Annotated in this window: 21 protein-coding genes and 2 tRNA genes; 11 read left to right on the top strand and 12 right to left on the bottom strand. The window is 66.4% G+C overall.

Features of this window, described 5'->3' with window-relative positions:
- Positions 1 to 220: 220 nt before the first annotated feature.
- Both cimA and QZZ33_RS00110 read left to right on the top strand, forming a co-directional pair.
- A complete protein-coding gene (gene cimA, locus QZZ33_RS00115; protein ID WP_291377431.1) occupies positions 221 to 1,822 on the top strand; it encodes a citramalate synthase in 1,602 nt (533 codons plus the stop codon).
- 48 nt (positions 1,823 to 1,870) lie between these two features.
- On the top strand, positions 1,871 to 2,932 hold the full coding sequence (locus QZZ33_RS00110; protein ID WP_291377430.1) for a biotin/lipoate A/B protein ligase family protein: 1,062 nt from the start codon (positions 1,871 to 1,873) through the stop codon (positions 2,930 to 2,932).
- Positions 2,933 to 2,963: 31 nt separating this feature from the next.
- Here QZZ33_RS00110 and QZZ33_RS00105 read toward each other — a convergent pair whose 3' ends face one another.
- The 5 genes from QZZ33_RS00105 to ybaK form a co-directional block, all read right to left on the bottom strand.
- Positions 2,964 to 3,689 (bottom strand): VIT family protein, encoded by a 726-nt coding sequence (locus tag QZZ33_RS00105; RefSeq protein WP_291377429.1) that lies wholly within the window; start codon positions 3,687 to 3,689, stop codon positions 2,964 to 2,966.
- 71 nt (positions 3,690 to 3,760) lie between these two features.
- Positions 3,761 to 4,189, bottom strand: a complete 429-nt coding sequence (locus QZZ33_RS00100; RefSeq protein WP_291377428.1) for a hypothetical protein — start codon at positions 4,187 to 4,189, stop codon at positions 3,761 to 3,763.
- Positions 4,173 to 4,370 (bottom strand): helix-turn-helix transcriptional regulator, encoded by a 198-nt coding sequence (locus QZZ33_RS00095; protein WP_226097463.1) that lies wholly within the window; start codon positions 4,368 to 4,370, stop codon positions 4,173 to 4,175. Before QZZ33_RS00095 ends, QZZ33_RS00100 begins: the two co-directional genes overlap by 17 nt.
- A gap of 100 nt (positions 4,371 to 4,470) precedes the next feature.
- Positions 4,471 to 5,196, bottom strand: coding sequence for a YggS family pyridoxal phosphate-dependent enzyme (locus QZZ33_RS00090; RefSeq protein WP_291377427.1), 726 nt, complete (start codon positions 5,194 to 5,196; stop codon positions 4,471 to 4,473).
- Complete coding sequence (gene ybaK, locus QZZ33_RS00085; protein WP_291377426.1) at positions 5,197 to 5,703, bottom strand: Cys-tRNA(Pro) deacylase; 507 nt, start codon at positions 5,701 to 5,703, stop codon at positions 5,197 to 5,199.
- Positions 5,704 to 5,817: 114 nt separating this feature from the next.
- Between ybaK and rnhA the strand changes: the two genes are divergently transcribed.
- Positions 5,818 to 6,246, top strand: coding sequence for a ribonuclease HI (rnhA, locus tag QZZ33_RS00080; protein WP_291377438.1), 429 nt, complete (start codon positions 5,818 to 5,820; stop codon positions 6,244 to 6,246).
- On the opposite strand, the gene QZZ33_RS00075 is transcribed toward rnhA, so the two are convergent.
- A complete protein-coding gene (locus QZZ33_RS00075) occupies positions 6,243 to 6,770 on the bottom strand; it encodes a hypothetical protein (RefSeq protein WP_366475258.1) in 528 nt (175 codons plus the stop codon). The two genes, rnhA and QZZ33_RS00075, sit on opposite strands and share 4 nt — an antisense overlap.
- Before the next feature lie 226 nt (positions 6,771 to 6,996).
- Here QZZ33_RS00075 and QZZ33_RS00070 point away from each other — a divergent pair, with 226 nt between their 5' ends.
- On the top strand, positions 6,997 to 9,270 hold the full coding sequence (locus QZZ33_RS00070) for a hypothetical protein (RefSeq protein ID WP_291377425.1): 2,274 nt from the start codon (positions 6,997 to 6,999) through the stop codon (positions 9,268 to 9,270).
- A 12-nt stretch (positions 9,271 to 9,282) separates the two neighbouring features.
- On the opposite strand, the gene QZZ33_RS00065 is transcribed toward QZZ33_RS00070, so the two are convergent.
- The 5 genes from QZZ33_RS00065 to QZZ33_RS00045 form a co-directional block, all read right to left on the bottom strand.
- Complete coding sequence (locus tag QZZ33_RS00065) at positions 9,283 to 10,173, bottom strand: 3-methyladenine DNA glycosylase (protein WP_291377424.1); 891 nt, start codon at positions 10,171 to 10,173, stop codon at positions 9,283 to 9,285.
- A gap of 74 nt (positions 10,174 to 10,247) precedes the next feature.
- The gene (locus QZZ33_RS00060; protein WP_291377423.1) at positions 10,248 to 10,880 is read right to left on the bottom strand and encodes a CueP family metal-binding protein; all 633 of its coding nucleotides are present in this window, start codon (positions 10,878 to 10,880) and stop codon (positions 10,248 to 10,250) included.
- 186 nt (positions 10,881 to 11,066) lie between these two features.
- The gene (locus QZZ33_RS00055) at positions 11,067 to 11,507 is read right to left on the bottom strand and encodes a hypothetical protein (RefSeq protein ID WP_291377422.1); all 441 of its coding nucleotides are present in this window, start codon (positions 11,505 to 11,507) and stop codon (positions 11,067 to 11,069) included.
- A gap of 49 nt (positions 11,508 to 11,556) precedes the next feature.
- Positions 11,557 to 12,654, bottom strand: a complete 1,098-nt coding sequence (locus QZZ33_RS00050; RefSeq protein ID WP_291377421.1) for a heparan-alpha-glucosaminide N-acetyltransferase domain-containing protein — start codon at positions 12,652 to 12,654, stop codon at positions 11,557 to 11,559.
- On the bottom strand, positions 12,651 to 13,145 hold the full coding sequence (locus QZZ33_RS00045; RefSeq protein ID WP_291377420.1) for a ClbS/DfsB family four-helix bundle protein: 495 nt from the start codon (positions 13,143 to 13,145) through the stop codon (positions 12,651 to 12,653). The genes QZZ33_RS00050 and QZZ33_RS00045 overlap by 4 nt, the downstream gene beginning before the upstream one ends.
- Before the next feature lie 52 nt (positions 13,146 to 13,197).
- On the opposite strand from QZZ33_RS00045, the gene QZZ33_RS00040 reads away from it, so the two are divergent.
- The 4 genes from QZZ33_RS00040 (at position 13,198) to QZZ33_RS00025 (ending at position 16,366) form a co-directional block, all read left to right on the top strand.
- Positions 13,198 to 13,989 (top strand): fumarylacetoacetate hydrolase family protein, encoded by a 792-nt coding sequence (locus QZZ33_RS00040; RefSeq protein WP_291377419.1) that lies wholly within the window; start codon positions 13,198 to 13,200, stop codon positions 13,987 to 13,989.
- 28 nt (positions 13,990 to 14,017) lie between these two features.
- On the top strand, positions 14,018 to 15,505 hold the full coding sequence (gene gltX / locus QZZ33_RS00035; RefSeq protein WP_291377418.1) for a glutamate--tRNA ligase: 1,488 nt from the start codon (positions 14,018 to 14,020) through the stop codon (positions 15,503 to 15,505).
- Positions 15,502 to 16,227: an HAD family hydrolase gene (locus QZZ33_RS00030; protein WP_291377417.1), complete on the top strand. Its 726-nt coding sequence runs from the start codon at positions 15,502 to 15,504 to the stop codon at positions 16,225 to 16,227. The genes gltX and QZZ33_RS00030 overlap by 4 nt, the downstream gene beginning before the upstream one ends.
- Positions 16,228 to 16,294: 67 nt before the next feature.
- A tRNA-Gln gene (locus QZZ33_RS00025) sits at positions 16,295 to 16,366 on the top strand.
- A 275-nt stretch (positions 16,367 to 16,641) separates the two neighbouring features.
- Here the strand turns inward: QZZ33_RS00025 and QZZ33_RS00020 are convergent.
- Positions 16,642 to 18,795: an AAA family ATPase gene (locus tag QZZ33_RS00020; RefSeq protein ID WP_291377416.1), complete on the bottom strand. Its 2,154-nt coding sequence runs from the start codon at positions 18,793 to 18,795 to the stop codon at positions 16,642 to 16,644.
- A gap of 185 nt (positions 18,796 to 18,980) precedes the next feature.
- On the opposite strand from QZZ33_RS00020, the gene QZZ33_RS00015 reads away from it, so the two are divergent.
- The 3 genes from QZZ33_RS00015 to QZZ33_RS00005 all read left to right on the top strand — a co-directional run bounded on the left by QZZ33_RS00015 (position 18,981) and on the right by QZZ33_RS00005 (position 20,679).
- Positions 18,981 to 19,056: transfer RNA gene (locus QZZ33_RS00015), tRNA-Glu, on the top strand.
- A 110-nt stretch (positions 19,057 to 19,166) separates the two neighbouring features.
- Positions 19,167 to 19,721, top strand: a complete 555-nt coding sequence (locus tag QZZ33_RS00010; protein ID WP_291377415.1) for an RNA polymerase sigma factor — start codon at positions 19,167 to 19,169, stop codon at positions 19,719 to 19,721.
- A gap of 34 nt (positions 19,722 to 19,755) precedes the next feature.
- Positions 19,756 to 20,679 carry a hypothetical protein gene (locus QZZ33_RS00005; protein ID WP_291377414.1) on the top strand — a complete coding sequence of 308 codons (924 nt, stop codon included), beginning with the start codon at positions 19,756 to 19,758 and terminating at the stop codon, positions 20,677 to 20,679.
- Positions 20,680 to 20,743: the final 64 nt, after the last annotated feature.

The raw sequence follows: 20,743 nt of genomic DNA, 5'->3' as shown, positions 1-20,743 counted from the left end.
TTCTCACAGTGGTGTGCACGCTGGGACGGCGAACACTGGCGCTCGGAGGGGGATCGTGCCTCGTTTTCGAGCGACTTTGTGCCACAATGGTCGCAATGTACGCCGCAGTCATTATTCCGTAGCGCGTCGGAACCCCCGACGCGCAGCCTCCCAACGCCATGGGGGGCTTTTTTGTTGGGATGATGGCAGCGCGGAGCACGAGTGAACCGAGGAGACGACCATGGCGGATCTCACCGTCGAGATCTACGACACGACGCTACGTGACGGCGCTCAGCAAGAGGGCATGAACCTCTCTGTGGCCGACAAAATGGCCATCGCGGCCTTGCTCGATGAGCTGGGCGTGGGCGTCATTGAGGGCGGCTGGCCCGGCGCCGTTCCCAAGGACACCGAGTTCTTCGCCCTCGTGCACAAGGAGCTCTCCTTTACGCACGCGCAGTTCGCGGCCTTCGGCATGACGCGACGCGGAGACACCACGGCAAGCAACGATCCGCAGGTGCGGGCTCTCGTCGACTCCGAGGCCCCGATCATCACGCTCGTCGCCAAGTCTGACATCCGCCACGCCGAGCGTGCCTTGCGCGTGAGCGGCGACGAGAACCTGCGCATGATCGAGGACACTGTCGCGTTCCTGGTGAGCGAGGGCCGCCGGGTCATCCTGGACGCAGAGCACTTCTTTGACGGGTACCGCTTCGACCCCGACTATGCGGTGAAGGCGCTGCTGGCAGCCCAGGACGGGGGAGCGTCGGCGTTGGTCTTGTGCGACACGAATGGCGGGATGCTTCCAGACGATGTGGCGAGCATCGTTACCGATGTGGACTCCCGCACCGAGACTGCGCTTGGGATGCACGCGCACAACGACTCTGGCTGCGCGGTGGCCAACAGCATGGCCGCCGTGAGCGCGGGAGCCACGCACGTCCAGGGCTGCGTCAACGGCTATGGAGAGCGCACCGGCAACGCGGATCTCGTGGCCGTGGCGGCAAACCTCCAGATCAAGCGGGGCGCCATCACGCTCAAGGGCGACGGACTCAAGGAGGCGACGCGCATCGCGCACGCCATCTCGGAGATCACCAACATCGCCCCATACCCGCGCCAGCCGTACGTGGGCGCGTCTGCGTTTGCCCACAAGGCGGGGCTACACGCTTCTGCTATCAAGGTCGACCCCGACCTCTACCAGCACACTGACCCGGCACACGTGGGCAACGACATGCGCATGCTCGTCTCAGAGATGGCAGGCCGCGCCTCGATCGAACTTAAGGGCAAGGAACTCGGTTTCGATCTCACGGGGCAGTCGGAACTGCTGGGGCGCGTCACGGACCGCGTCAAGCGAGCGGAGGCTGCCGGCTACACCTTTGACGCGGCCGATGCGTCCTTCGAGTTGCTGCTGCGTCACGAGTTGGGCCAATCCCCCCGGTTCTGGGACGTGGAGACGTGGACGGTGCACGTCGCGTCCGCACCAGGCGACCCGCGCGAGGCCGACGCTGAGGCCGTCGTCAAGCTACGTGCTGGCGGACAGCGTCGGCTGCTGACCGTCGGCGAGGGCAACGGCCCTGTCAATGCGCTCGACCACGCCTTGCGACAGGCCCTGGTGGCCGTGTATCCGGAGATCGCTCGCTTCGAGTTGACGGACTTCAAGGTGCGCATCATGGAGGCCAGCCACGGCACCGATGCCGTCACGCGAGTGCTCATCACCACGGCCGACACCGAGACCGGCTACACCTGGCGCACCGTGGGCGTGGGGCCAAACGTCATCGAGGCCTCCTGGGAGGCGCTCACGGAGGCCCTTCTGTATGGCCTGCTCAAGGCGGGAGTCGCCCCTAACCCGTAAGCCCTGCGTCGTCCTTCTGACCTCGCGCGAGCGAGCACAATGGACAGCGTGCATGGTGAATACAAGATTCCTGGCGGCAAGCTCGTTGTTGCGGATGTCGAGGTCGAAGGAGCGGGCGCGGACGCCGCCCTGAGCGGCGTGGTGATCTCGGGAGACTTCTTCTTGGAGCCTTCCGACGCTCTGTTGGCGATCAACGCAACACTCATCGGCTTGCCGACCACGACGTCGGTGGCTGACATGGCCGCCGACGTGGCGCGAGCGGCGGGCCCAGACGCCCAGTTCGTCGGCTTCAGCCCGGAGGCGGTCGCGATAGCGGTGCGGCGCGCGCTCGGCCACGCAACCAGTTGGCAGGACCACACGTTCGAGTTGATCCACGACGTGCCGCGGGAACCGCACCTGCAGATGGCGCTCGACGACGTGATCGCTCAAGGTGTCGGCGCTGGCGAGCGCGGTCCCGCGCTGCGCATCTGGGAATGGGAGCGCAACACGGTGGTGATCGGCTCGTTCCAATCGGTGCGCAACGAGATCGACGCGGAGGGTGCGGCGGCTCACGACATCACCGTGACGCGTCGGGTCTCCGGCGGCGGGGCAATGTTCATTCAGCCCGGTAACACCATCACCTACTCGTTGTATGTGCCCATCTCGCTCGTGGAGGGGCTGAGTTTCGAGCAGTCCTACGCCTTCCTTGACGACTGGGTGCTCGGGGCGCTGCAGGAGTTGGGGATCCAGGCCACGTATGTGCCGCTCAACGACATCGCCTCGCCGGCGGGCAAGATCGCGGGAGCGGCTCAGAAGAGGTACACGTCTGGCGCCGTGCTGCACCACGTCACGATGGCCTACAACATCGACGCCGACGCGATGCTCCAGGTGTTGCGGATCGGCCGCGAGAAACTGTCGGACAAGGGCACCAAGAGCGCCAACAAGCGAGTGGATCCGCTGCGCAGCCAGACGGGCATGACACGCGAGGCGATCATCGAGTCGTTCCTCGCCTACTTCGCGTCGCGCTACACGACGGTCGCTGGTGCAGTGAGCGATTCCGAGGTGGACAGGGCGCAGCGCCTCGTGACGGAGCGCTTCGCTACGCCCGAATGGATCAACGCCGTCCCTTAAGTCAACGCGGTCCCGTAGCCCACGCCGTCCCCTAAACGACGGCGCTGCCCACCAGGAGGCCGATGCCGTACGTGATGGCCATGGCGGCGGTGCCGCCCACGATGTTCCGCACGACTGCGCGCAACGTCGGCGCGTAGCCAATCCTGGCGGAGGCGTATCCGGTGCAGGCAAGGGCCACGAGAACCGCCGCGAAGGTGAGCGGGATGCGCAGGCTGTTGGGAAGCAAGAGGATGGTGAGCAGGGGAGCGACGCCACCGACCGTGAACGCGATCAACGAGGCGATTCCCGCGGCGAGCGGGTTCGTCAACTCGTCGGGGTCGATCCCCAGGTGCATCTTGGCGTGAATAGTGAGCGGGTCGTGCTCGTGCTGTTCCGTGGCGGCCTGGCGTGCGGTGGTCTCCGACATGCCGGTCTTCATGTTGAGCCGCACCAGCTGTTCAAGTTCCCAAGCGGGGCGAGCCTGCTGCCAGATGCGCTCTCGCGCGAGCTGAGCGTTCTCTGCGTCGCGTTGGCTCGACACCGAGACGTATTCGCCCACTCCCATCGACAGCGCGCCCGCCGCAATGCCCGCCATGGCGGCAGTGAAGATCACCTTGGCGTCGGTCGTGGCCGCGGCAACACCCACCAGCAGCGCGGCGATCGAGACGATGCCGTCGTTTGCGCCCAGGACTCCCGCGCGCAACCAGTTCAGGCGCGACGAGATGTCCGCCTCGTCTGGGCCTCTGAACAGGTCTGCCTTGTGTGTGGACTTAGCCATGGGCAAAGATTAGCGCCGCGCAAGGCATTGCATCCACGAAGGGTGACCTTGCTTGGGTTGGCCGCGTTGGCTTAGTCCCGCCGCACCGAGATGGCGAAGGCCACCGCGGCGGAGATCAGTCCCGTGAACATGATGATGGCAAGGCTCGCCTCCGCCTCCAGCCCAAACAGGGTGCCCATGGCGGTGAGCACCGCGGCCGCGTACATGGTGACGGCCGCAACCGCGAGTGCGCGCGTGGCAAGGCGCCGCTCGCGCTCGTCCGCCGCGTGCGCGACAAGACGAGCTTCCGCAGTGGCGAACCGCGTGCGGGCGAGCATGAGTAGCGTCACCACGGCAGCGATGCCGATAGTGCCTCCCCAGACGATGCCATTGGCGAAGGAGTCGTTACCGGCGGCCCACGCGATGGAGGCGAGCACGGCGGCGGCCACCGCCCCCGAACCGGCGCCGACGGCGATGCGTAAGGCGCTGCGTGGCGCTGACTGGCTAGCTTGCTTGGTCATCGAAGACCTCCTCAATGGTGCGGTCGAAGTAGCGAGAGATGGCGAAGGCGAGAGGGAGGGAGGGGTCGTATTTGCCGGTCTCGATCGAGTTGATCGTCTGGCGCGATACGCCGAGGGCGTCGCCGAGAGCCGCTTGAGACAGCCCTCTGAGTTCCCGCAGGTCGCGGACCGAGTTGATCACCGACGCCTCCCTTCACTGTCAAGGTTCCTTGTCATGACAAGGATGCTTGACATGAGGAGTCTTGTCAAGTCACCTTGACAGCGCGACCCGTACCAGGGGTCTACCTGGGACGATCACCCATGATCGCGGTGCCCACGCGCACCATCGTCGCGCCCTCTGCCACCGCCCACTCGAGATCACTGGACATCCCCATCGAGAGTTCCCACGCCGCCCGCAGCGGCAGTTCGCCGCGCTCGGAGCGCACCAGCGCCTCGTCGCGAAGCGCCGTGAGCCGCGCGTACCCAGCGCGCACCGCCGACTCGTCGCTTGAGTTGAGCCCGATCGTCATGAAGCCGATCACGGTGAGAGCTGGCAAGTCCTGCACGGCCGACGCAAGCGCGAGGGCCTCGTCTGGTGCCACCCCTGCCTTGGTCGGCTCGGCAGACACATTCACCTGGATCATCACATCGAGGTCCCGCTCCGCCTGCACACACAGGCGCGACAGCCGCTCGGCGAGCGACAGCGAGTCCACCGTCTGCACGCAGTCGGCCCACCGCACCGCAATCGCGGCCTTGTTGCGCTGCAACTGCCCAATCACGTGGATCTGCGCGCCGGCGCCCTTGAGCGCCTCACCCTTCTCCTCGAGTTCCTGCATGCGCGACTCGCCCACGATTCGCACGCCTGCGCGCACCGCGGCGGCTGCGGCGTCGGCGTCGGCCGTCTTGGTGGCCACCAGCACCCGCGCGCCGGAACCCAGGCGCCCGCTCCACGCCTCTGCTGCATGGATGCGCGCCTTGACGTGGGCGAGGCGGGCAGCGTAATCGGGCATGCCGTTGTTGTCAGTCACTCAGGAGTCCTTTGCGATCGGGCCAACGGCCGCGCCGGTGATACGCGCGAGGTCAGAGGGCGACAAGCCGATATCAAGGCCTCTCCGTCCGCCAGAAACGTAGATGGTGTCGAACAACTCCGCCGTCTCGTCGAGCGCCGTAGGGAGTGCCTTGCGTTGGCCGATGGGGGAGATGCCGCCCACCACGTACCCCGACGACCGCTCGGCATCGGCAGGCGGGGCCATCTCGGCCCGCTTGCCGCCCAGCACGTGCGCCAGGGCCTTGAGGTCGAGCTTGCAAGTGACGGGGACGATGCCCACGCACAGGCGGCCATCCACGTACGCGCAGAGGGTCTTGAAGACCTGCTCCGGCTCGACGCCCAGCGCGGCGGCGGCCTCGAGGCCGTATCCGAGGTCGGTTGCCGGGTCGTGTGCGTAGGCGTGAAGCGTGTGCGGCACCTGCTCAGCGACGAGCGCCGCCACGGCTGGGGTGGCCGCATGCGCGTGCTTGGCCGCGTGCTTGGACATGCCCCCATTGTGCCGCGCTGGGCCGCTGCGCCTAGCCCGACGCGGCAGCCCGGTGCGGGCTCCTCGGGCCGGTAGGGTATCGGCGTGACCACCGAGAGCCTGCCAGCAGTAGATATGTGGACGGACGGGGCCTGCAAAGGCAACCCCGGCATCGGCGGGTGGGGCGCCTGGATGCGCTTCGGTGACCGTGAACGCGAACTGTGCGGCGGCGCCGCACACACCACCAACAACATCATGGAACTCACCGCCGTGATCGAGGGGCTCAGGGCCCTCAGGGAACCGTGCGCGGTGACGCTGCATGTGGATTCGACGTACGTGATGAACGGCATCAGCAAGTGGATCATCGGCTGGAAGCGCAACGGCTGGCGTACCGCCGACAAGAAGCCGGTCAAGAACAAGGAACTGTGGCAGGAGCTCGACGCACAGGTGGCCCGCCACCAGATCTCGTGGGTATGGGTCAAGGGCCACGCTGGCGATCCCGGCAACGAGCGCGCCGACGCTCTCGCTAATAAGGGTGTCGACCAAGCCCGCGCAGGGGCTTAGCCCGCGAAGGTGGCCACCCCAGCTGTCTGCCTGGCCGCGACACACGCCTGGATGAGACTGTCCCTCAGGGGCGCCGCCCGGCGCGAGAACTCCGCCTGTCGCTCCGCGTAGTCACGCTTGCCCTCGGGCGTCTCGATGCGCACGGGTTCCAGCCCAAACTCGGTGACGTCGTACGGCGACGCCTGCATGTCGAGGTAGCGGATCTCCATGGCGAGCTCGAAGGCGTCGAGCGCCAGTTCGCTGGGTACGGCTGGCAGGAGCTTCCCTGTCCACTTGTACAAGTCCATGTTCGCGTGCAGGCAGCCGGGCTGTTCGTGCAGGGGCTGGTCAGCTCGCGTCAGTTGCAGCGCATTGCGCGGCGGCGAGGGGCTCCCAGTTGGCGCGCTCCGGAGCGCGTCCCGTTCGTCAGGGAAGAAGAGCGGCATTGCTCGCTGGGCCCATTGTGATTGCCACGACAGTGCGACCGCGGAAAGGGCCTCCGATACTCTGATCTTGCTCGTCAACGAGACTGGGGGTTTCGGCATGGTTCTCGTCCATCGAGAGCACGAAGAGGATCTCTTCAGGCTCGCCCTGCAACGGTATGCGGAGGGCCGCGGAAGTCGCGCTCGCATGACCTCGTTCGGCGAGAATGCGATTCTGTTTCTAGGTGTCAGCGGTGTCGGGAAGTCTGCATTGCTCAAGCAGCTTTGCCGGACCTGTCGCCAGGAGCGTGCGGAGATCGTGCCCCCGGCCCGAACTGTCGCGGTCCTGGTGTCGTACGAAAATCGCTCCGAACTCGATCTCCTCGAGCTTCTGGTCCGCCTACGCATGGTCGTGCCGGGCCCGCGACGGGCTTTCGACGCATTCGACGTGGCGCTCGCGACAGCGTGGTCGCGCTTCCGGCCAGGGGTTCCGCTGGTTCCAAGTCTCACGAGTGCCGATCGCAGCATCGTGGAGAACATCGTCCGTGCTGTCAATGGATTCGTCGGCGCGAGTATTGAGTTGAGCCTAGAGGGGCCCGCCGACTCGCCTTTTGGCATCGACCCCTCGGCGAATGTCGGGGTCTCTGTCTCCCACGTCCTGGCTGTGTGCGCGGAGAGGGTGATGCGTGAGCACCGCGACAGACGCCGAGACGGTCGCAAGTGCTCTGCCAATCCGTCACTGGGCCCGTTCCTCGACTGGGTGGAGGATGGCAGTTCCCAGTTCGACTTGGTCGCATTGGCCCAGGTGCTGGAGTGGGACCTAGAGAACGCAGGCGAAGCGGTACCCATCACCGTTTGCTTCCTCGACGCGATCGAGGGTGTGTTGGGAACTACGGCCCGTGGGGAGGAACTCCTGAAGGAGTTGCTGGAAGCCTTGCCAAGCATCTTCTGGGTGCTCGCCTCCAAGCGACAGCCTAGTTGGGGCCTTACGCCTCGACGAGAGCTGCCGTCGCGCAGCGCCTGGTCCACTGGGCGACAAGGGGTCCCTCAGATCAGGGTCGACGGTTTTGATGCGCGGCAGGAGTCGGAGTACGTGCGGCTTGTCGTTGAGGACATGCCCGATTTGTCCCTCGACGCCATCGAAAGAGTCGTGCGTGCGGCGGAAGGGTGGCCGTTGCATCTTGGGCTTGGAATCAAGCTTGCGCGCCAGTACCACGCGACAACGTCGGCTGACCTTGCCGAGGTCAGTCTCGATTTCGGTGATGTGGTGAGACGACTGCTCCACCATCTCGACCCGGACGTGGCCGAGTTGGTGAGACTTGCGGCGGTCGCCGGTCGCTTCTCTCCCGACCTGATCCAGTTGGCGAGCGGGTGCTCCGCAGGAGCGGTGAGCAGGCTAGTTGCAGACCCGCTGGTCCAAGAACCTGTCGCGGGTATCTTCCCTCTGCGGCTTCATGCGGCAACTCGTGGCGCAGTTCTTGAAGAGGATCGTGCACTTCCCGGGGCGTGGGTGCACCAGGATCGGGTGGACGCAGCTGGACGCTTGGTTGATGTCCTGGGCGGCGATCGGTTCGTAGGCCTCGACATCGTCGCTGCCCGAGATCGTGTCCATCTCGCCGCAGAACTCTGCGAATCCTACGATCTTGAGCCGACCTGGCTAGTGGATGCGCTTCTGAAGACCCCCGCATTCGTTTCGCTTCGGGTTCCGTACCGTGACCGAGGTGGCCGTTGGATCGACCATGTTGGCGAGTTCTTCGCCATCTACCAGGATCCATCCAAGGTTGAGAGAATCTCGCTTGTGAAGCGGTTTCTCAGCGACGATAGCCGCCCGGAGGCGATCGTCAGGTTTGCGGAACTGCGTTTGGGGTACATGTTGAAGGGTCGTGACTGGCCCGTCGCGCTCGAGATATTCCAGCGCCGCCACCGCGCCAGCCCCACGGACCGCGGTCTGCAATACCAGGTTGCGTACGCACTACTCCAACTCGAGAGGTCCGACGATCTGTGGACGTTTCTGGAGACCACCGATGATCGTGATGAGAACAGGCTTATCTACGCCGACATTGCCATGGCTCAGGGTCGGCCCGCAGAGGCCGCCCGGATCCGCAGGATTCAGGCGGAGCGGCACCGCGACTCTCATCACCACCGCCTGTTTCAGGAGAACCTCTCAAGTGCGGTCCTTGCCGAGGCCTTGGCTGGGCGCGGGACGGCTGAAGGTCGTGCCCGCGACGTGGACGCTCTGAGGTCGGCCGCAAGCAGTTCAGTCCGGTCCGGCCTCTGCGCACAGGCGGTTGCCAGAGACCAGGGTTGTGAAGACGCACTTGCCAAAGCGCGGTCGCTCTATTCCCCGCACTCTGATGTTCAGCCAATTGTCCTGTGGCTAGCCGAGGCGATTGTGGGCCTGCGGGACGGTGACAGCGGGTTGCTTCAACGTGTTGCGGATGAGGCGTACCACCCGCGGTGGGAACCTCTAGCCCCGAGCACGCGGGCCGTGGTCCTCGATCAGGTCCTTGGGATGGCCGGCCATGGGCGTAGGTACCACCACCGCGACCTAGGCCGCTTTGGCAGTGTGCAGCAGGCCGAGGCGAACTGGAAGCGAGTCCTGAAGCGACTCATTGGTGCATAGGAACGGGAGGGCTTAGCCCGCGAAGGTGGCCACCCCAGCTGCCTGCCTGGCCGCGACGCACGCCTGGATGAGACTGTCCCTCAGGGGCGCCGCCCGGCGCGAGAACTCCGCCTGTCGCTCCGCGTAGTCACGCTTGCCCTCGGGCGTCTCGATGCGCACGGGTTCCAGCCCAAACTCGGTGACGTCGTACGGCGACGCCTGCATGTCGAGGTAGCGGATCTCCATGGCGAGCTCGAAGGCGTCGAGCGCCGTCTCGCTGGGCACGGCAGGCACCAGCTTCCCTGCCCACTTGTACAAGTCCATGTTCGCGTGCAGGCAGCCTGGTTGCTCGCGCGCCGGCTGGTCAGCGCGCGTGAGCTGCAGCGCATTGCGCGGCGCGGCCTCAGGGGTGAAGAAGCGGAAGGCGTCCATGTGCGTGCACGCCAGGTCGTGCGAGTCCACGACGGCGTCGGTCCCTTCCTGGCCCAGCCGCAGCGGCAGCGTGTGGCGGCGATCCTCGCCAGCCCGATAGACCATGGCCCACTCGTGAAGCCCGAAGCAGCCGCGCATGGCCGGTCGCCCTTCCGTGGCCCGCAACAGAGACTCGACGTAGTCGACGGTCGAGCCCTTCGCTTCCCAGAACGCCGCGGCGTCCACGGAGGTGACGCCATCGGCCGTCGCATAGAAGCGCCACCCCGCGTGATCAGGGGCGCCTTCGAGACTGACGCCGACGCCGGGGTGCCAGCGCCGCAGATGGGCCGGCCGTGCGGAGTAGTAGTCGAACAGGAAGTCCTCGATCGCGTGCCGCTCACCCCGGCCAGCGCGCTCGCGGTAACTGGCGGTGAGGGCGTCGGCGCGTGCGGCGTGAGCATCGGCGAGCGGGACCCACTCGTCGCGCGTCAAGACTCGGGGCACGATGCTCATGGCGCCATTGTCTCAGCGGGGGCCCCCTCCCGGCACGGATCACCGACCGGGAGGGAGCGCACTCAACCCGCTGCCTATGCGAGCTGCATCGTGGTGACGCACGTGGCGTCGTCGTCTGTACGGGTCGACAGGTCAGACGTTGCCGAGAGGCCGTCGTACTCGATCGTGATGGTCGCGTCGATGTTGCGAGGCAACCACAGGCCCATGAAGCCGTTGTCGAACGTGGTGTGCGTGCCCTCGACCAGCACCTCGCCGGTCGCCTTGTCCGTCACGACCACGTCTACCTCGGTGTTCTGCATCTCGCCCGTGCACGTGGTCAGGCTGTGGAAGTAGCAGTCGTGCGTCTGGTTCACGTACGGAGCCAGCGAGACGTAGAACTCGTCTTCCGGCATGGCCAGGGCGGTCTCGCGTTCCTGACTGTCCGAGAGCAGCAGCTCGTTCGGGCGGATGGAGGCCATGAGCGTGGAAGAGCGTTCGGCCAGCGGGAGGGCGTCGAGCGTGTCGATGACCTCTCGGGCGTCGAGCCCGTCGAGTCCGTGGTCCGCCATCATGGCAGCTTGCGGCTGGGGGGCCTCGCTCGGGGCCGCGGGTTCCGTGCTGGCCGGATCGGCTGTGGAACACGCTGACAAGGCCAACGCAGCGACGACGGCGAAGGCCAGGGTGCCAATGGTGCGCCCTGGGGCGCGGAGGAGGGGGTGGTGTGACATGAGAAATCCTTCTGGTGAAAGTGAGGTGTTCGCTCGGTCGGCGCGTTGCAGCGGCGATGAGGCAAACGGAGCGGCGCGACGGCGAGTGCCGTCGGCAAGGGTCGTGAAGACCGGGTCAGGGGCGGTTGGGTTGCGGGAGCGTGCTCTCGGGGAGCGCTGCGCAGTCCCTACGAAACTCGCGGCGTTCTACGTCCGACTAATGCAGAGGGCGTGGAGGCTGGGTGGTTGCGGTGGCGGAATGACGGCCGACCACCGGCTCACGTTCCACACCCGGCTCACCCGCGCCATCACGCGCACGGTGGTGCGCGGCGCGAGCCGCATGATGGCCATCACGAACAGGACGAGCGCGCACGCGAAGGCGATGCCTTCCTGCTCCATGCCGCACGTGACGCACGTGGCGTCCGCGGGTGCGATGGCGGGTTGTGCATGGTCGAGGTGACCGACGGCCATGGCGTGCGACGTCACGGACGCATCGGCGGGGGCACTCGCCGCGGAGAGCGAGACGGAGTGCGGGATGTGAACCGAGAGCGCGACGATGGCCGCGATGAGGAGCGCGCCGCCGAGCATCACAAAGCGCGCCCGCGCGAACCGCCGCGGACGCGTCACAGGTGCAAGCGTGCCCTTCATAGGGAGCCAGTGTAAGCAGACGCCCGCACAGATGAAACGGACATAGGGCCTACCGTCTCCGTGGAGCGTGCGGCACCCGAGGCGCGGCCAGGGCGTCTGCCGTGCGGGAGGACGCGATCGTCATCAGGCGCTCCAACGGCCCGGCGCCCCACGCCACTCGCCATACGGTGGCTGCCGCCATGAGCGACAGGGTGAGCGCCGCGAAGGACACGTTGGATGGCTCCCACACGATCTGATCGCCCGCCATCGCGATCACGATCACGTGAGCCGTGTAGACGCTGAGCGACATAGATCCGAAGGCAAGCACTGGGAAGAACACAGCGGTGGGACGCGCCAGGAGCAGGCATACCCCGATCACCAGAAGGGCCACGCCCGTGTTGCCGACCATCTCTGCTGGCGAGGTGCTGTGCGCCTCGAGTGAGGCCCACCATGGCCCCGCCGGCTCTTGCCACGGCGCGGTGGAGCCCGCCAGCGCCCCTAGCCCGTAGCCAGCGACGGCGGCCACCGCACCCATCCACACGAGAGCGCCCGCGGTGGCCACCTCCCGCAAAGCCAGGCGTCCGATCCCCATGCCGACGAGCACGTACCCCGCCCATGCGATGACGGGGTAGTAGCCGCCCGTCAGCGTCTGGGCGACGGGAATCCCCTCCGCGGCAAGCGCCACGCTGTGATAGGCGACGGCTCCGCCCACGAGGACCACGCCGCCAGCCGCGAAGAGCGCGCGCGCTCCCCACCGCATCGCCGGTATCACCACCAGCAGCATCACGCCCAGATGTGTCAGTATCACGGCGATCGGGGTGTCCAGCAGACCGAGCGCGAAGCCCGCACCGATCAGGATGGCGCCACGCACGGCCACCCGGATCGCCGCGTGGCCCGCGCCCACGGCGTCGGCCCTTGCGATGAGTGTCACCGTGACGCCCGCCAGCACGGCAAACACCGCGGACGGGCGCCCGTCCGCCACCCACAGCCAACCCCAACCGTCGGCGTCGTTGCCGCGGTGGCCGGAATCGCCCACGTGAGCCGCCAGCATCCCGATAATCGCGGCGGCTCTCGCAAGGTCAAGCCCGACGATGCGGCCGGGCCAGCGCATGGCGGCGGCGATCCGCGGGGAGGCCCCGGCGGTGGCTTCCGTGGGGCCTGCCGTCACGAATCGGCCTTGAAGCCCGCCGCCTCGAGAATCCCGAGCGCCCATTCGTAGTGAGCGCCAAGGCACTCGTGTGCGACGTCGCCGAGCGACTCATCGCCCAGCCACTCGCGAGACTGAGGCGTGGTCAACTCCACCTCGGGGAGCGCCCGAATCGTCGCGCACACCCGCTCGTGCGACTCGACCAGGAGCGCCCGAGTCTGGGCGTGCTCGCGCGCTCGGTGGAATGTGTAGAGGGATTCGTTCAGGGCGTCGAGGTCGCGCCACGAGTAGCCCTCGGCGGGGTACGCCACCGTGTTACCCGCTTGATCCGCCTCGACCCAGCCCTCAAAGAGGAGGTGCCACGCGTGGAGGTGAGACAGCAGGTCGGTGGTGGTGCGTTCGAGCCAGGCCTCGCCCAAGTGCTCGGCAGGGTGGGCATCGGTGATGGCCAGCACCCGGGAGAGCCCGGCGTTGCCAGCATCAATGATCTGCGCGTGGCCTAGGGGGGTCATTGGTCCATGCTAAGCGCGGGCCAGCGTTTCGGCGGCGGCTAGGCTGGGGTCCATGCGCATCGCCCGTTTCACCACAGGGGACGAACCCAAGTACGCCATCGTCGACGGCGAGCCCGGCAACGAGGAACTCATTGTCCTCTCAGGGGATCCGATGTACATCGCGGGTAAACCCACCGGGGAGCGGTTGCCGCTGAATGCCGACAACGTGCGCCTGCTCGCGCCCGTCATCCCTCGCTCCAAGGCGGTGTGCCTTGGCAAGAATTACGAGGCGCACGCCAAGGAAATCCCGAGCAGGGGTCCGGCGGCAGAGGTGCCCATCCTGTTCCTCAAGCCCAACACCACCGTGATCGGCCCCGATGACCCCATCGTGTTGCCCCCGTACTCTCAAGACGTCCAGGTTGAGGCCGAGCTCGCCATTGTGATCGGCAGGCTGTGCAAGGACGTCAGCCCCGAAAGCGCTGAGGACTACATCTACGGCTTCACCTGCGCCAACGATGTCACCGCGCGCGACTTGCAGCGGCTCGAGGACCAGTGGTTTCGCGCCAAGGCCTTCGACACTTCGCTGCCGCTGGGGCCGTGGATCGAGACGGAGCTTGCGCACGACGACGTGGAGGTCTCGTCGCGCATCAACGGCAAGCCCGTACAGACGGGCCACAGTTCCGACATGCTCGTGGACGTCATGAACGCGGTGGCCATGGTGTCCGAGATCGTCACTTTGCTTCCAGGGGACGTGATCCTCACGGGAACACCGTCGGGCGTGACCGCTTTGCATCACGGCGACGTGGTCGAGATCGACATCGAAGGCATCGGCACGTTGCGCAATCCCGTGATCCGTCGCGACTGACTGACGAGCCTCAAAGGAAAGAGACTGCATGAGCAAGGTCCGCGTTCGATTCTGTCCGTCACCCACGGGGATGCCTCACGTGGGCATGGTGCGCACCGCGCTTTTCAACTGGGCATACGCGCGCCACACCGGCGGCGACCTGGTGTTCCGCATCGAGGACACCGATGCGGAGCGCGACTCCCAGGAAAGCTACGAGCAACTTCTCGACGCCATGGGCTGGCTGGGCATCACGTACGACGAGGGCCCCGACGTTGGCGGACCCTACGGCCCCTACCGGCAGTCGGAGCGCCGTGAGTTGCACGCCGACGTGGTGCGCCAGCTGATCGAGGGAGGCTACGCCTACGAGGCATTCTCTTCGCCAGAAGAGGTCGAGGCGAGGCATCGCGCCGCTGGCCGTGACCCCAAGCTCGGTTACGACGGCTTCGACCGCGACCTGAGTGACGAGGCGAAGGCCGCGTACCGTGCGGAGGGTCGCGAGCCCGTGATCCGGATGCGCATGCCGGACGAGGACATCACGGTCGCGGACCTCATTCGCGGCGACGTCACGTTCCCAGCAGGCAGCGTTCCTGACTACGTCATCGTGCGCGCTAACGGCGTTCCGCTGTACACCTTGGTCAACCCGGTAGACGACGCCCTCATGAAGATCACGCACGTGTTGCGCGGGGAGGATCTGCTGAGTTCCACGCCTCGCCAGATCGTGTTGTGGCGAGCCATGGTGGAGTTGGGGCTGGCCGACGCCGTGCCCGAGTACGCGCACATGCCGATGGTGCTGGGGGAGGGAACCAAGAAACTCTCCAAGCGTGACCCAGAGTCGAACCTGTTCCACCACAGGGACAGGGGCTTCCTGCCAGAGGGCCTGCTGAACTACCTGGCGCTGCTGGGGTGGGCCATCGGACCGGACCGCGACGTCTTCACCGTCAACGAGCTGGTCGAGGCGTTCGACATCGCCGATTGCACTCCCAACCCGGCGCGCTTTGACCTCAAGAAGGCGGAGGCGATCAACGCAGAGCACATGAGGATGCTCCCGCTGGCCGACTTCGCTGCACGAGTGGTGCCGTACCTGCACTCAGCAGGGCTCGTGTCGGGGCCATCGGTGAGGGACCTCACTCCTCACGAGGAAGGCACGCTCGCTCTGGCCGTGCCGCTGGTCCAGACGCGCATGACGCTGCTGGGCGAGGCCCCAGGCATGCTGGGGTTCCTGTTTGTGGACGACGCTGCGTTCGAGTACGACGAGGCCGCCATGGCCAAGTTGCCTGACAATGCCGCCGACGTTCTTGACGCTGCGATCCAGGTGCTGGAGGGCCTTGAGGACTTCGCCGCCACGGCGCAGCAAGAGGCGCTCACCGCGGTGCTGGTGGAGCGGATGGGCATCAAGCCGCGCTTCGCCTTCGGCCCCTTGCGGGTGGCCGTGACCGGCAGGCTCGTCTCGCCGCCGCTGTTCGAGTCCATGGAAATCTTGGGGTCCGATCACGCCCTAGCCCGCCTGCGCCGATTGCGCGCGGCCATCGACTCGTGACTGCGAAGGCCGTCGCCGGCGTCCTGCTCGACATCGACGACACCCTGGTGAACACGCGGGGCGCCTTCCGGCACGCTCTGGCAGCCGTTGCGGAACACTACCTGCCTGGGCCCCACGACCTGGAGGCGATGGGCATTCACTGGCGCGTGGATGCTGGCGGCTGGTATCGCGCCCATGCCCGGGGGGAGATGTCGCACCGCGAGCAGCGCATGCGTCGTGCCAACGAGTTGCACGCGGCGTTCGGCGGCGAGCCCATGGACGCGGGGGAGTACGCGCAGTGGGATGAGATTTTCGAGCAGGCGTTTCGCGAGGGGTGGCAGGCTCACGACGACGCGCACGCGTTGCTCGACACGCTGGACCGATGCGGCATCGAGTACGGCGCGGTGTCCAACGCCGACCACGGCTACCAAGAGCGCAAGTTGGCGAGTAGCGGGCTGGCTCGGGTGAGGATGCTCGTCGGCATCGATAGGTTCGGTGTGGGCAAGCCTGACCCCCGCGTGTTCGTCGAGGGCGCACGCATGCTGGGGCTCGACCCCAATTCGGTGGTCTACGTGGGGGACGAGAAGGACATCGATGCGGGAGCGGCCGCCGCCGCAGGACTCGCCCTTGGCGTCTGGCTTGACCGTCCGGGCATGCCACCGCAGGAGGGCGACATTGCCGACAACGTGGTGCGGATCGAGTCTTTGGTGGAACTGCCGGACGTGCTTGCTCTCACCTGCTGAGCCTCTTGCGGTTTTGGAGACGGGCCCCGCTCGGGTAGACTTGCTTCTCGGTTCGGCGAGGAACCATTGGGGTATGGTGTAACTGGCAGCACGACTGATTCTGGTTCAGTTAGTTGAGGTTCGAATCCTTGTACCCCAGCCGTGACCAAGGGCCCGCGCAAGCGGGCCTTTGTCGTATCTACGGTGTTTTCGTCTGGACCAGGGAGCACCATGGGTGAGATCAATCGTGAGTGGCACGCCGATCACCGCATGCCACCAAAGGCCACCGAGGCTCAGCGCGGGCAATGGCACAGCGAGCACGTTGAGGTGTGCGGCTGCCGGGCCCCCAGCGCGAATGAGCAGGAGCTCATCGCGCGTTGGAGAGCGTCGCAACACGCAGACCCCGACTAGCCGCGGGAACGCTGCCGTGGCCGCCTAGTGCACCTGAGTGGTGAGCGCTCCGCGTTCCCATCCGAGCGTCACCTTGTCGCCCTCGCGCAGGCGTCTGTCCACAATCTCCTTTGCGAGCTCGTTGAGCACCCGCGTGGCGATGAGGCGCTTGAGAGGCCGGGCGCCAAATTGGGGATCAAAGCCGTCCTTGGCCAAGGACGCGCGCAACTCCGCTGTCACGGTGAGCGTGATGTCCTTCGCCTGCTCGATGCGGGCCACCGCCTTCGCGAGCTCCGTGTCGACGATCGCCTCCATGGCGGAGGGATCGATGCGGTCGAACACCACCACGTCGTCCAGCCGGTTGAGGAACTCCGGGCGGAACGCTCGCCTGAGCACCGCGTGCAGGTCCTCCTCGAGGGCCGACCGATCGACCCCATCCCACGCGAGCATGACATCGGAACCCAGGTTGGACGTCATCACGATAACGGTGTTCGTGAAGTTGACGGTGCGGCCGTGGCCGTCGGTGAGGCGCCCGTCGTCAAGCACCTGGAGCAGCACGTTCCACACGTCGGGGTGTGCCTTCTCCACCTCGTCGAACAGAACGATGGAGTACGGCCGACGCCGCACGGCCTCCGTCAACTGGCCGCCCTGGTCGTACCCCACGTAGCCAGGGGGAGAGCCGATGAGTCGGCTCACTGCGTGGGACTCCATGTACTCCGACATGTCGATGCGAATCATGGCGCGCTCGTCGTCGAAGAGTTGCTCCGCGAGGGCGCGCGCCAACTCGGTCTTGCCCACTCCGGTGGGGCCGAGAAAGAGGAACGACCCAATCGGCCGATGCGCGTCGGACAGGCCCGCGCGGGCACGCCGTATAGCGTCGGACACCGACGCAATGGCGCGATCCTGGCCCACGACGCGCTCGTGCAACCGCTCCTCGAGGGTCCCCAACTTCGCGGACTCCTCCGTGAGGAGTTTCTCGACGGGAACGCCGGTCCACTTGGCGACCACGGCCGCGATGTCTTCCCCAGTGACCTCCTCGCGCAACATGCGCTCATCCGGTGCGATGGCGTCCAACTCGGCTCGGGCGTCGGCCATTTGCTTCTCGGCTGCCGGGATCTCGCCGTAACGGATGCGCCCGGCCTTCTCCAACTCACCAAACCGTTCCGCCCTGTCGAGTTCACCGCGCAGCGACTCGAGTCTCTCGGTGGCGCCGGACACCCTCACAATGAGGTCCTTCTCGCGTGCCCAGCGCATGTTCAACCGTTCGGATTCTTCCTTCAGCCTCGCAATGTCGTCGTCGATTTCGTCACGGCGGGCCCGCGCGTGATCGGACTTGTCTTTCGCGACTTGGGTGCGCTCGATCTCGAGTTGCATGATGCGGCGCCTGGCGCGATCCAGCTCGATCGGCATCGAGTCGAGCTGCATCCTGAGCGCAGACGTGGCCTCGTCGATGAGGTCGACCGCCTTGTCTGGCAGAAACCGGTCAGGGATGTAGCGATCGGAGAGCGTGGCGGCCGACACGATTGCTTCGTCCGTGATCTTCACCCCGTGGTGCACCTCGTACTTCTCTTGGAGGCCGCGCAGGATCGCCACGGTGTCGTCCAGGCTCGGCTCGCCCACGAACACGGGCTGGAAGCGACGCTCCAGCGCCGAGTCTGTCTCGATGTGTTCCCGATACTCGTTCAGAGTGGTAGCGCCGATCATGCGGAGCTTCCCGCGAGCGAGCATCGGCTTCAAGATGTTGCCCGCATCGACGGAGCCGTCGGCCTTTCCAGCGCCGACGATGGTGTGGAGTTCGTCGACAAAGAGGACGATGCGCCCCTCGGCCGCCTCGACCTCGGCCAGGATCGCCTTGAGGCGCTCCTCGAACTGGCCGCGGTAGGCCGCGCCTGCCACCACGGAACTCATGGCGATCTCGACCACCCGGCGGTCCTTGAGGGAGGAGGGAACATCGCCCGCGACGATGCGTTGGGCGAGGCCCTCGACGATCGCGGTCTTGCCGACTCCCGGCTCGCCGATGAGGACTGCGTTGTTCTTGGTGCGGCGCGTGAGTACCTGCATGACGCGGCGAATCTCTTCGTCTCGGCCGATCACGGGGTCGAGCAAACCCGCCTCGGCGAGTGCCGTGAAGTCCTGACCGAACTGCTCAAGTGCGCTGGGCTGTTGCTCCTCGGTGGGGGACTGGGGCGCGGTGGTCATGGGCCAACTCCTTGCATATCCTGGACGGCGCCCAAACTTGAGCGACCGTGACTCAAGTTTACATAAGTCAAGCGGTTTCTCGCAAGGGGCACAATCCGCGGACTGGCGAGCCCGAGGATTGGCTTTTGTCTCAGAGCATCCGGTACTCTTGTCTCTCGCGCCCGCTGTTGGTGGTGCGCAGCTAGGGCCCCGTTGTGTAGCGGCCTAGCACGCCGCCCTCTCAAGGCGGTAGCGCGGGTTCGAATCCCGTCGGGGCTACCAGAAACCTCTGCCGCAGGCGGAGGTCTTCTTGTTTCTCAGCACCCGATTCTGTGATCGCGACCGCAACCGCGCCGATAGGACGAGTAGGGTCGGACGGCGACGGAGGTGACGTGAGTCTCAAGGAGTACTTCGCGTCCACTCTCGCCGCCGCGCGCACCGGGGCGGCGTGGGCTTGGGAGTCGATCTACCGCGATCTTGCAGGCCCCGTCGGCGGCTACCTGCGAGGTGCGGGCGCTCCCGACGTCGATGACCTGGTGTCAGAGACATTCCTCAGCGTGGCCAAGGACATCCATCGATTCAAGGGTGACGAAGAGGCCTTCCGGTCCTGGGTGTTCACCATCGCTCATCGGCGCATGCAGGACGCGTGGCGGGCAAAGGGCCGCCAGGTGCCGGTCGCGGATGGCGAAGAGGCTCACGCGCACGCGGAGCGCAAGTGGCTAGGCAACGTCGAACACGAGGCGATGACCTCGATGTCCATGATCGAGGTCCATGCCTTGATCGACCACCTGACGGACGCTCAGCGGGAGGTGCTGCTGTTGCGCGTGGTCGCAGACCTTTCTGTGGCGCAAGCGGCCGAGGTGTTGGACACCTCAGAAGGAGCCGTCCGTGCACTCCAGAACCGTGCCTTGCGCGACCTCAGAAAAGAAATCGCGGACGATGCGTAACAAAAACGGATCGCCCAGCGATAACAGAGATGACATGGAAAACCACTCCCCGCTCTCAGACCGCGACGTCGACGCTCTACTGGCCGGTCGCGCGCCGAGCGACCCTGCGCTTGCCGGACTCCACGGCGCGCTCACGTCGTTGCGCACGGCGCTCGTCGTTGAACCAGACGCCCAGCGAGTCTCCGCGTTCGCCACTGAGTTTGCCGCGGTGGCGGCTGCGGCCCCGACCGACGCCACTCCCACCCGCAGCCGCGCCGTGGCAGTCGCACCGTGGCGCCGCAGGATGGCGGCCGCGATCGGCCTCGCTGCAGTGTCTGGACTCGGGGTGGCGGGAGCCGCCGCGGCGAACGATGCCGCGCCGGGAGACTTGCTTTACGGCGTCGACCAGGCACTCGAGAGCGTCGGCATCCTCGATGGAGGCACGCCCGAACGGCTCGGCGAGGCTCAGCAGGTGCTCGCGCAGGGCGACGTAGACACCGCTCTGGACCTTGTGGTCGAGGCACTCGAAGACGACGGAGATGACGAGGCTGCGGCTTCGCTGCACCGTGCTGCGATTGCCGTCTCCTCGCAGTCGTCTGGCGATGATGTCCGCGCTCGGGTAGCCACGATGCTCGAGTGGATGGCCGGTCAGGAATCTCGAGGCGCAGACTTCGGCGCCTCCGTGAGCGAGTTTGCCCGGCAGATTTCCGGCGACAAGGCTGACAACGGCAAGGCCCCAGAGACGCCCGGCGACAATGGCAACGCCCCAGAGACGCCCGGCGACAACGGCAACGCCCCAGAGACGCCCGGTGACAACGGCAACGCCCCAGAGACGCCCGGCGACAACGGCAACGCCCCAGAGACGCCCGGCGACAATGGCAACGCCCCAGAGACGCCCGGCGACAAGGGCAAGGTTCCCGAGGCGCCTGGTGACAAGGGCAATGCCCCTGTGACGCCCGGCGACAAGGGCAAGCCCTAGGCGATGTCCGCAGGCGTCGCGAGACGCGCGCGCCACTTCACGACGAGGTCGGCCGGTGGGACGC

Origin of the sequence: Demequina sp. (assembly GCF_016278775.1) — a bacterium.
Taxonomy (GTDB): Bacteria; Actinomycetota; Actinomycetes; order Actinomycetales; family Demequinaceae; genus Demequina.
The sequence above is the reverse complement of the archived record's forward strand: the minus strand, read 5'-3'. Positions and strand labels throughout refer to the sequence as shown.

What these genes read in the sequence shown, in the direction of transcription:
- cimA (WP_291377431.1), top strand. Translation starts at nt 221, where the DNA reads ATGGCGGATCTCACCGTCGAGATCTACGACACGACGCTACGTGACGGC.
- QZZ33_RS00105 (WP_291377429.1), bottom strand. Translation starts at nt 3,689, where the DNA reads ATGGCTAAGTCCACACACAAGGCAGACCTGTTCAGAGGCCCAGACGAG.
- QZZ33_RS00100 (WP_291377428.1), bottom strand. Translation starts at nt 4,189, where the DNA reads ATGACCAAGCAAGCTAGCCAGTCAGCGCCACGCAGCGCCTTACGCATC.
- ybaK (WP_291377426.1), bottom strand. Translation starts at nt 5,703, where the DNA reads ATGTCCAAGCACGCGGCCAAGCACGCGCATGCGGCCACCCCAGCCGTG.
- rnhA (WP_291377438.1), top strand. Translation starts at nt 5,818, where the DNA reads ATGTGGACGGACGGGGCCTGCAAAGGCAACCCCGGCATCGGCGGGTGG.
- QZZ33_RS00075 (WP_366475258.1), bottom strand. Translation starts at nt 6,770, where the DNA reads ATGCCGAAACCCCCAGTCTCGTTGACGAGCAAGATCAGAGTATCGGAG.
- QZZ33_RS00065 (WP_291377424.1), bottom strand. Translation starts at nt 10,173, where the DNA reads ATGAGCATCGTGCCCCGAGTCTTGACGCGCGACGAGTGGGTCCCGCTC.
- QZZ33_RS00060 (WP_291377423.1), bottom strand. Translation starts at nt 10,880, where the DNA reads ATGTCACACCACCCCCTCCTCCGCGCCCCAGGGCGCACCATTGGCACC.
- QZZ33_RS00055 (WP_291377422.1), bottom strand. Translation starts at nt 11,507, where the DNA reads ATGAAGGGCACGCTTGCACCTGTGACGCGTCCGCGGCGGTTCGCGCGG.
- QZZ33_RS00045 (WP_291377420.1), bottom strand. Translation starts at nt 13,145, where the DNA reads ATGACCCCCCTAGGCCACGCGCAGATCATTGATGCTGGCAACGCCGGG.
- QZZ33_RS00040 (WP_291377419.1), top strand. Translation starts at nt 13,198, where the DNA reads ATGCGCATCGCCCGTTTCACCACAGGGGACGAACCCAAGTACGCCATC.
- gltX (WP_291377418.1), top strand. Translation starts at nt 14,018, where the DNA reads ATGAGCAAGGTCCGCGTTCGATTCTGTCCGTCACCCACGGGGATGCCT.
- QZZ33_RS00020 (WP_291377416.1), bottom strand. Translation starts at nt 18,795, where the DNA reads ATGACCACCGCGCCCCAGTCCCCCACCGAGGAGCAACAGCCCAGCGCA.
- QZZ33_RS00005 (WP_291377414.1), top strand. Translation starts at nt 19,756, where the DNA reads ATGGAAAACCACTCCCCGCTCTCAGACCGCGACGTCGACGCTCTACTG.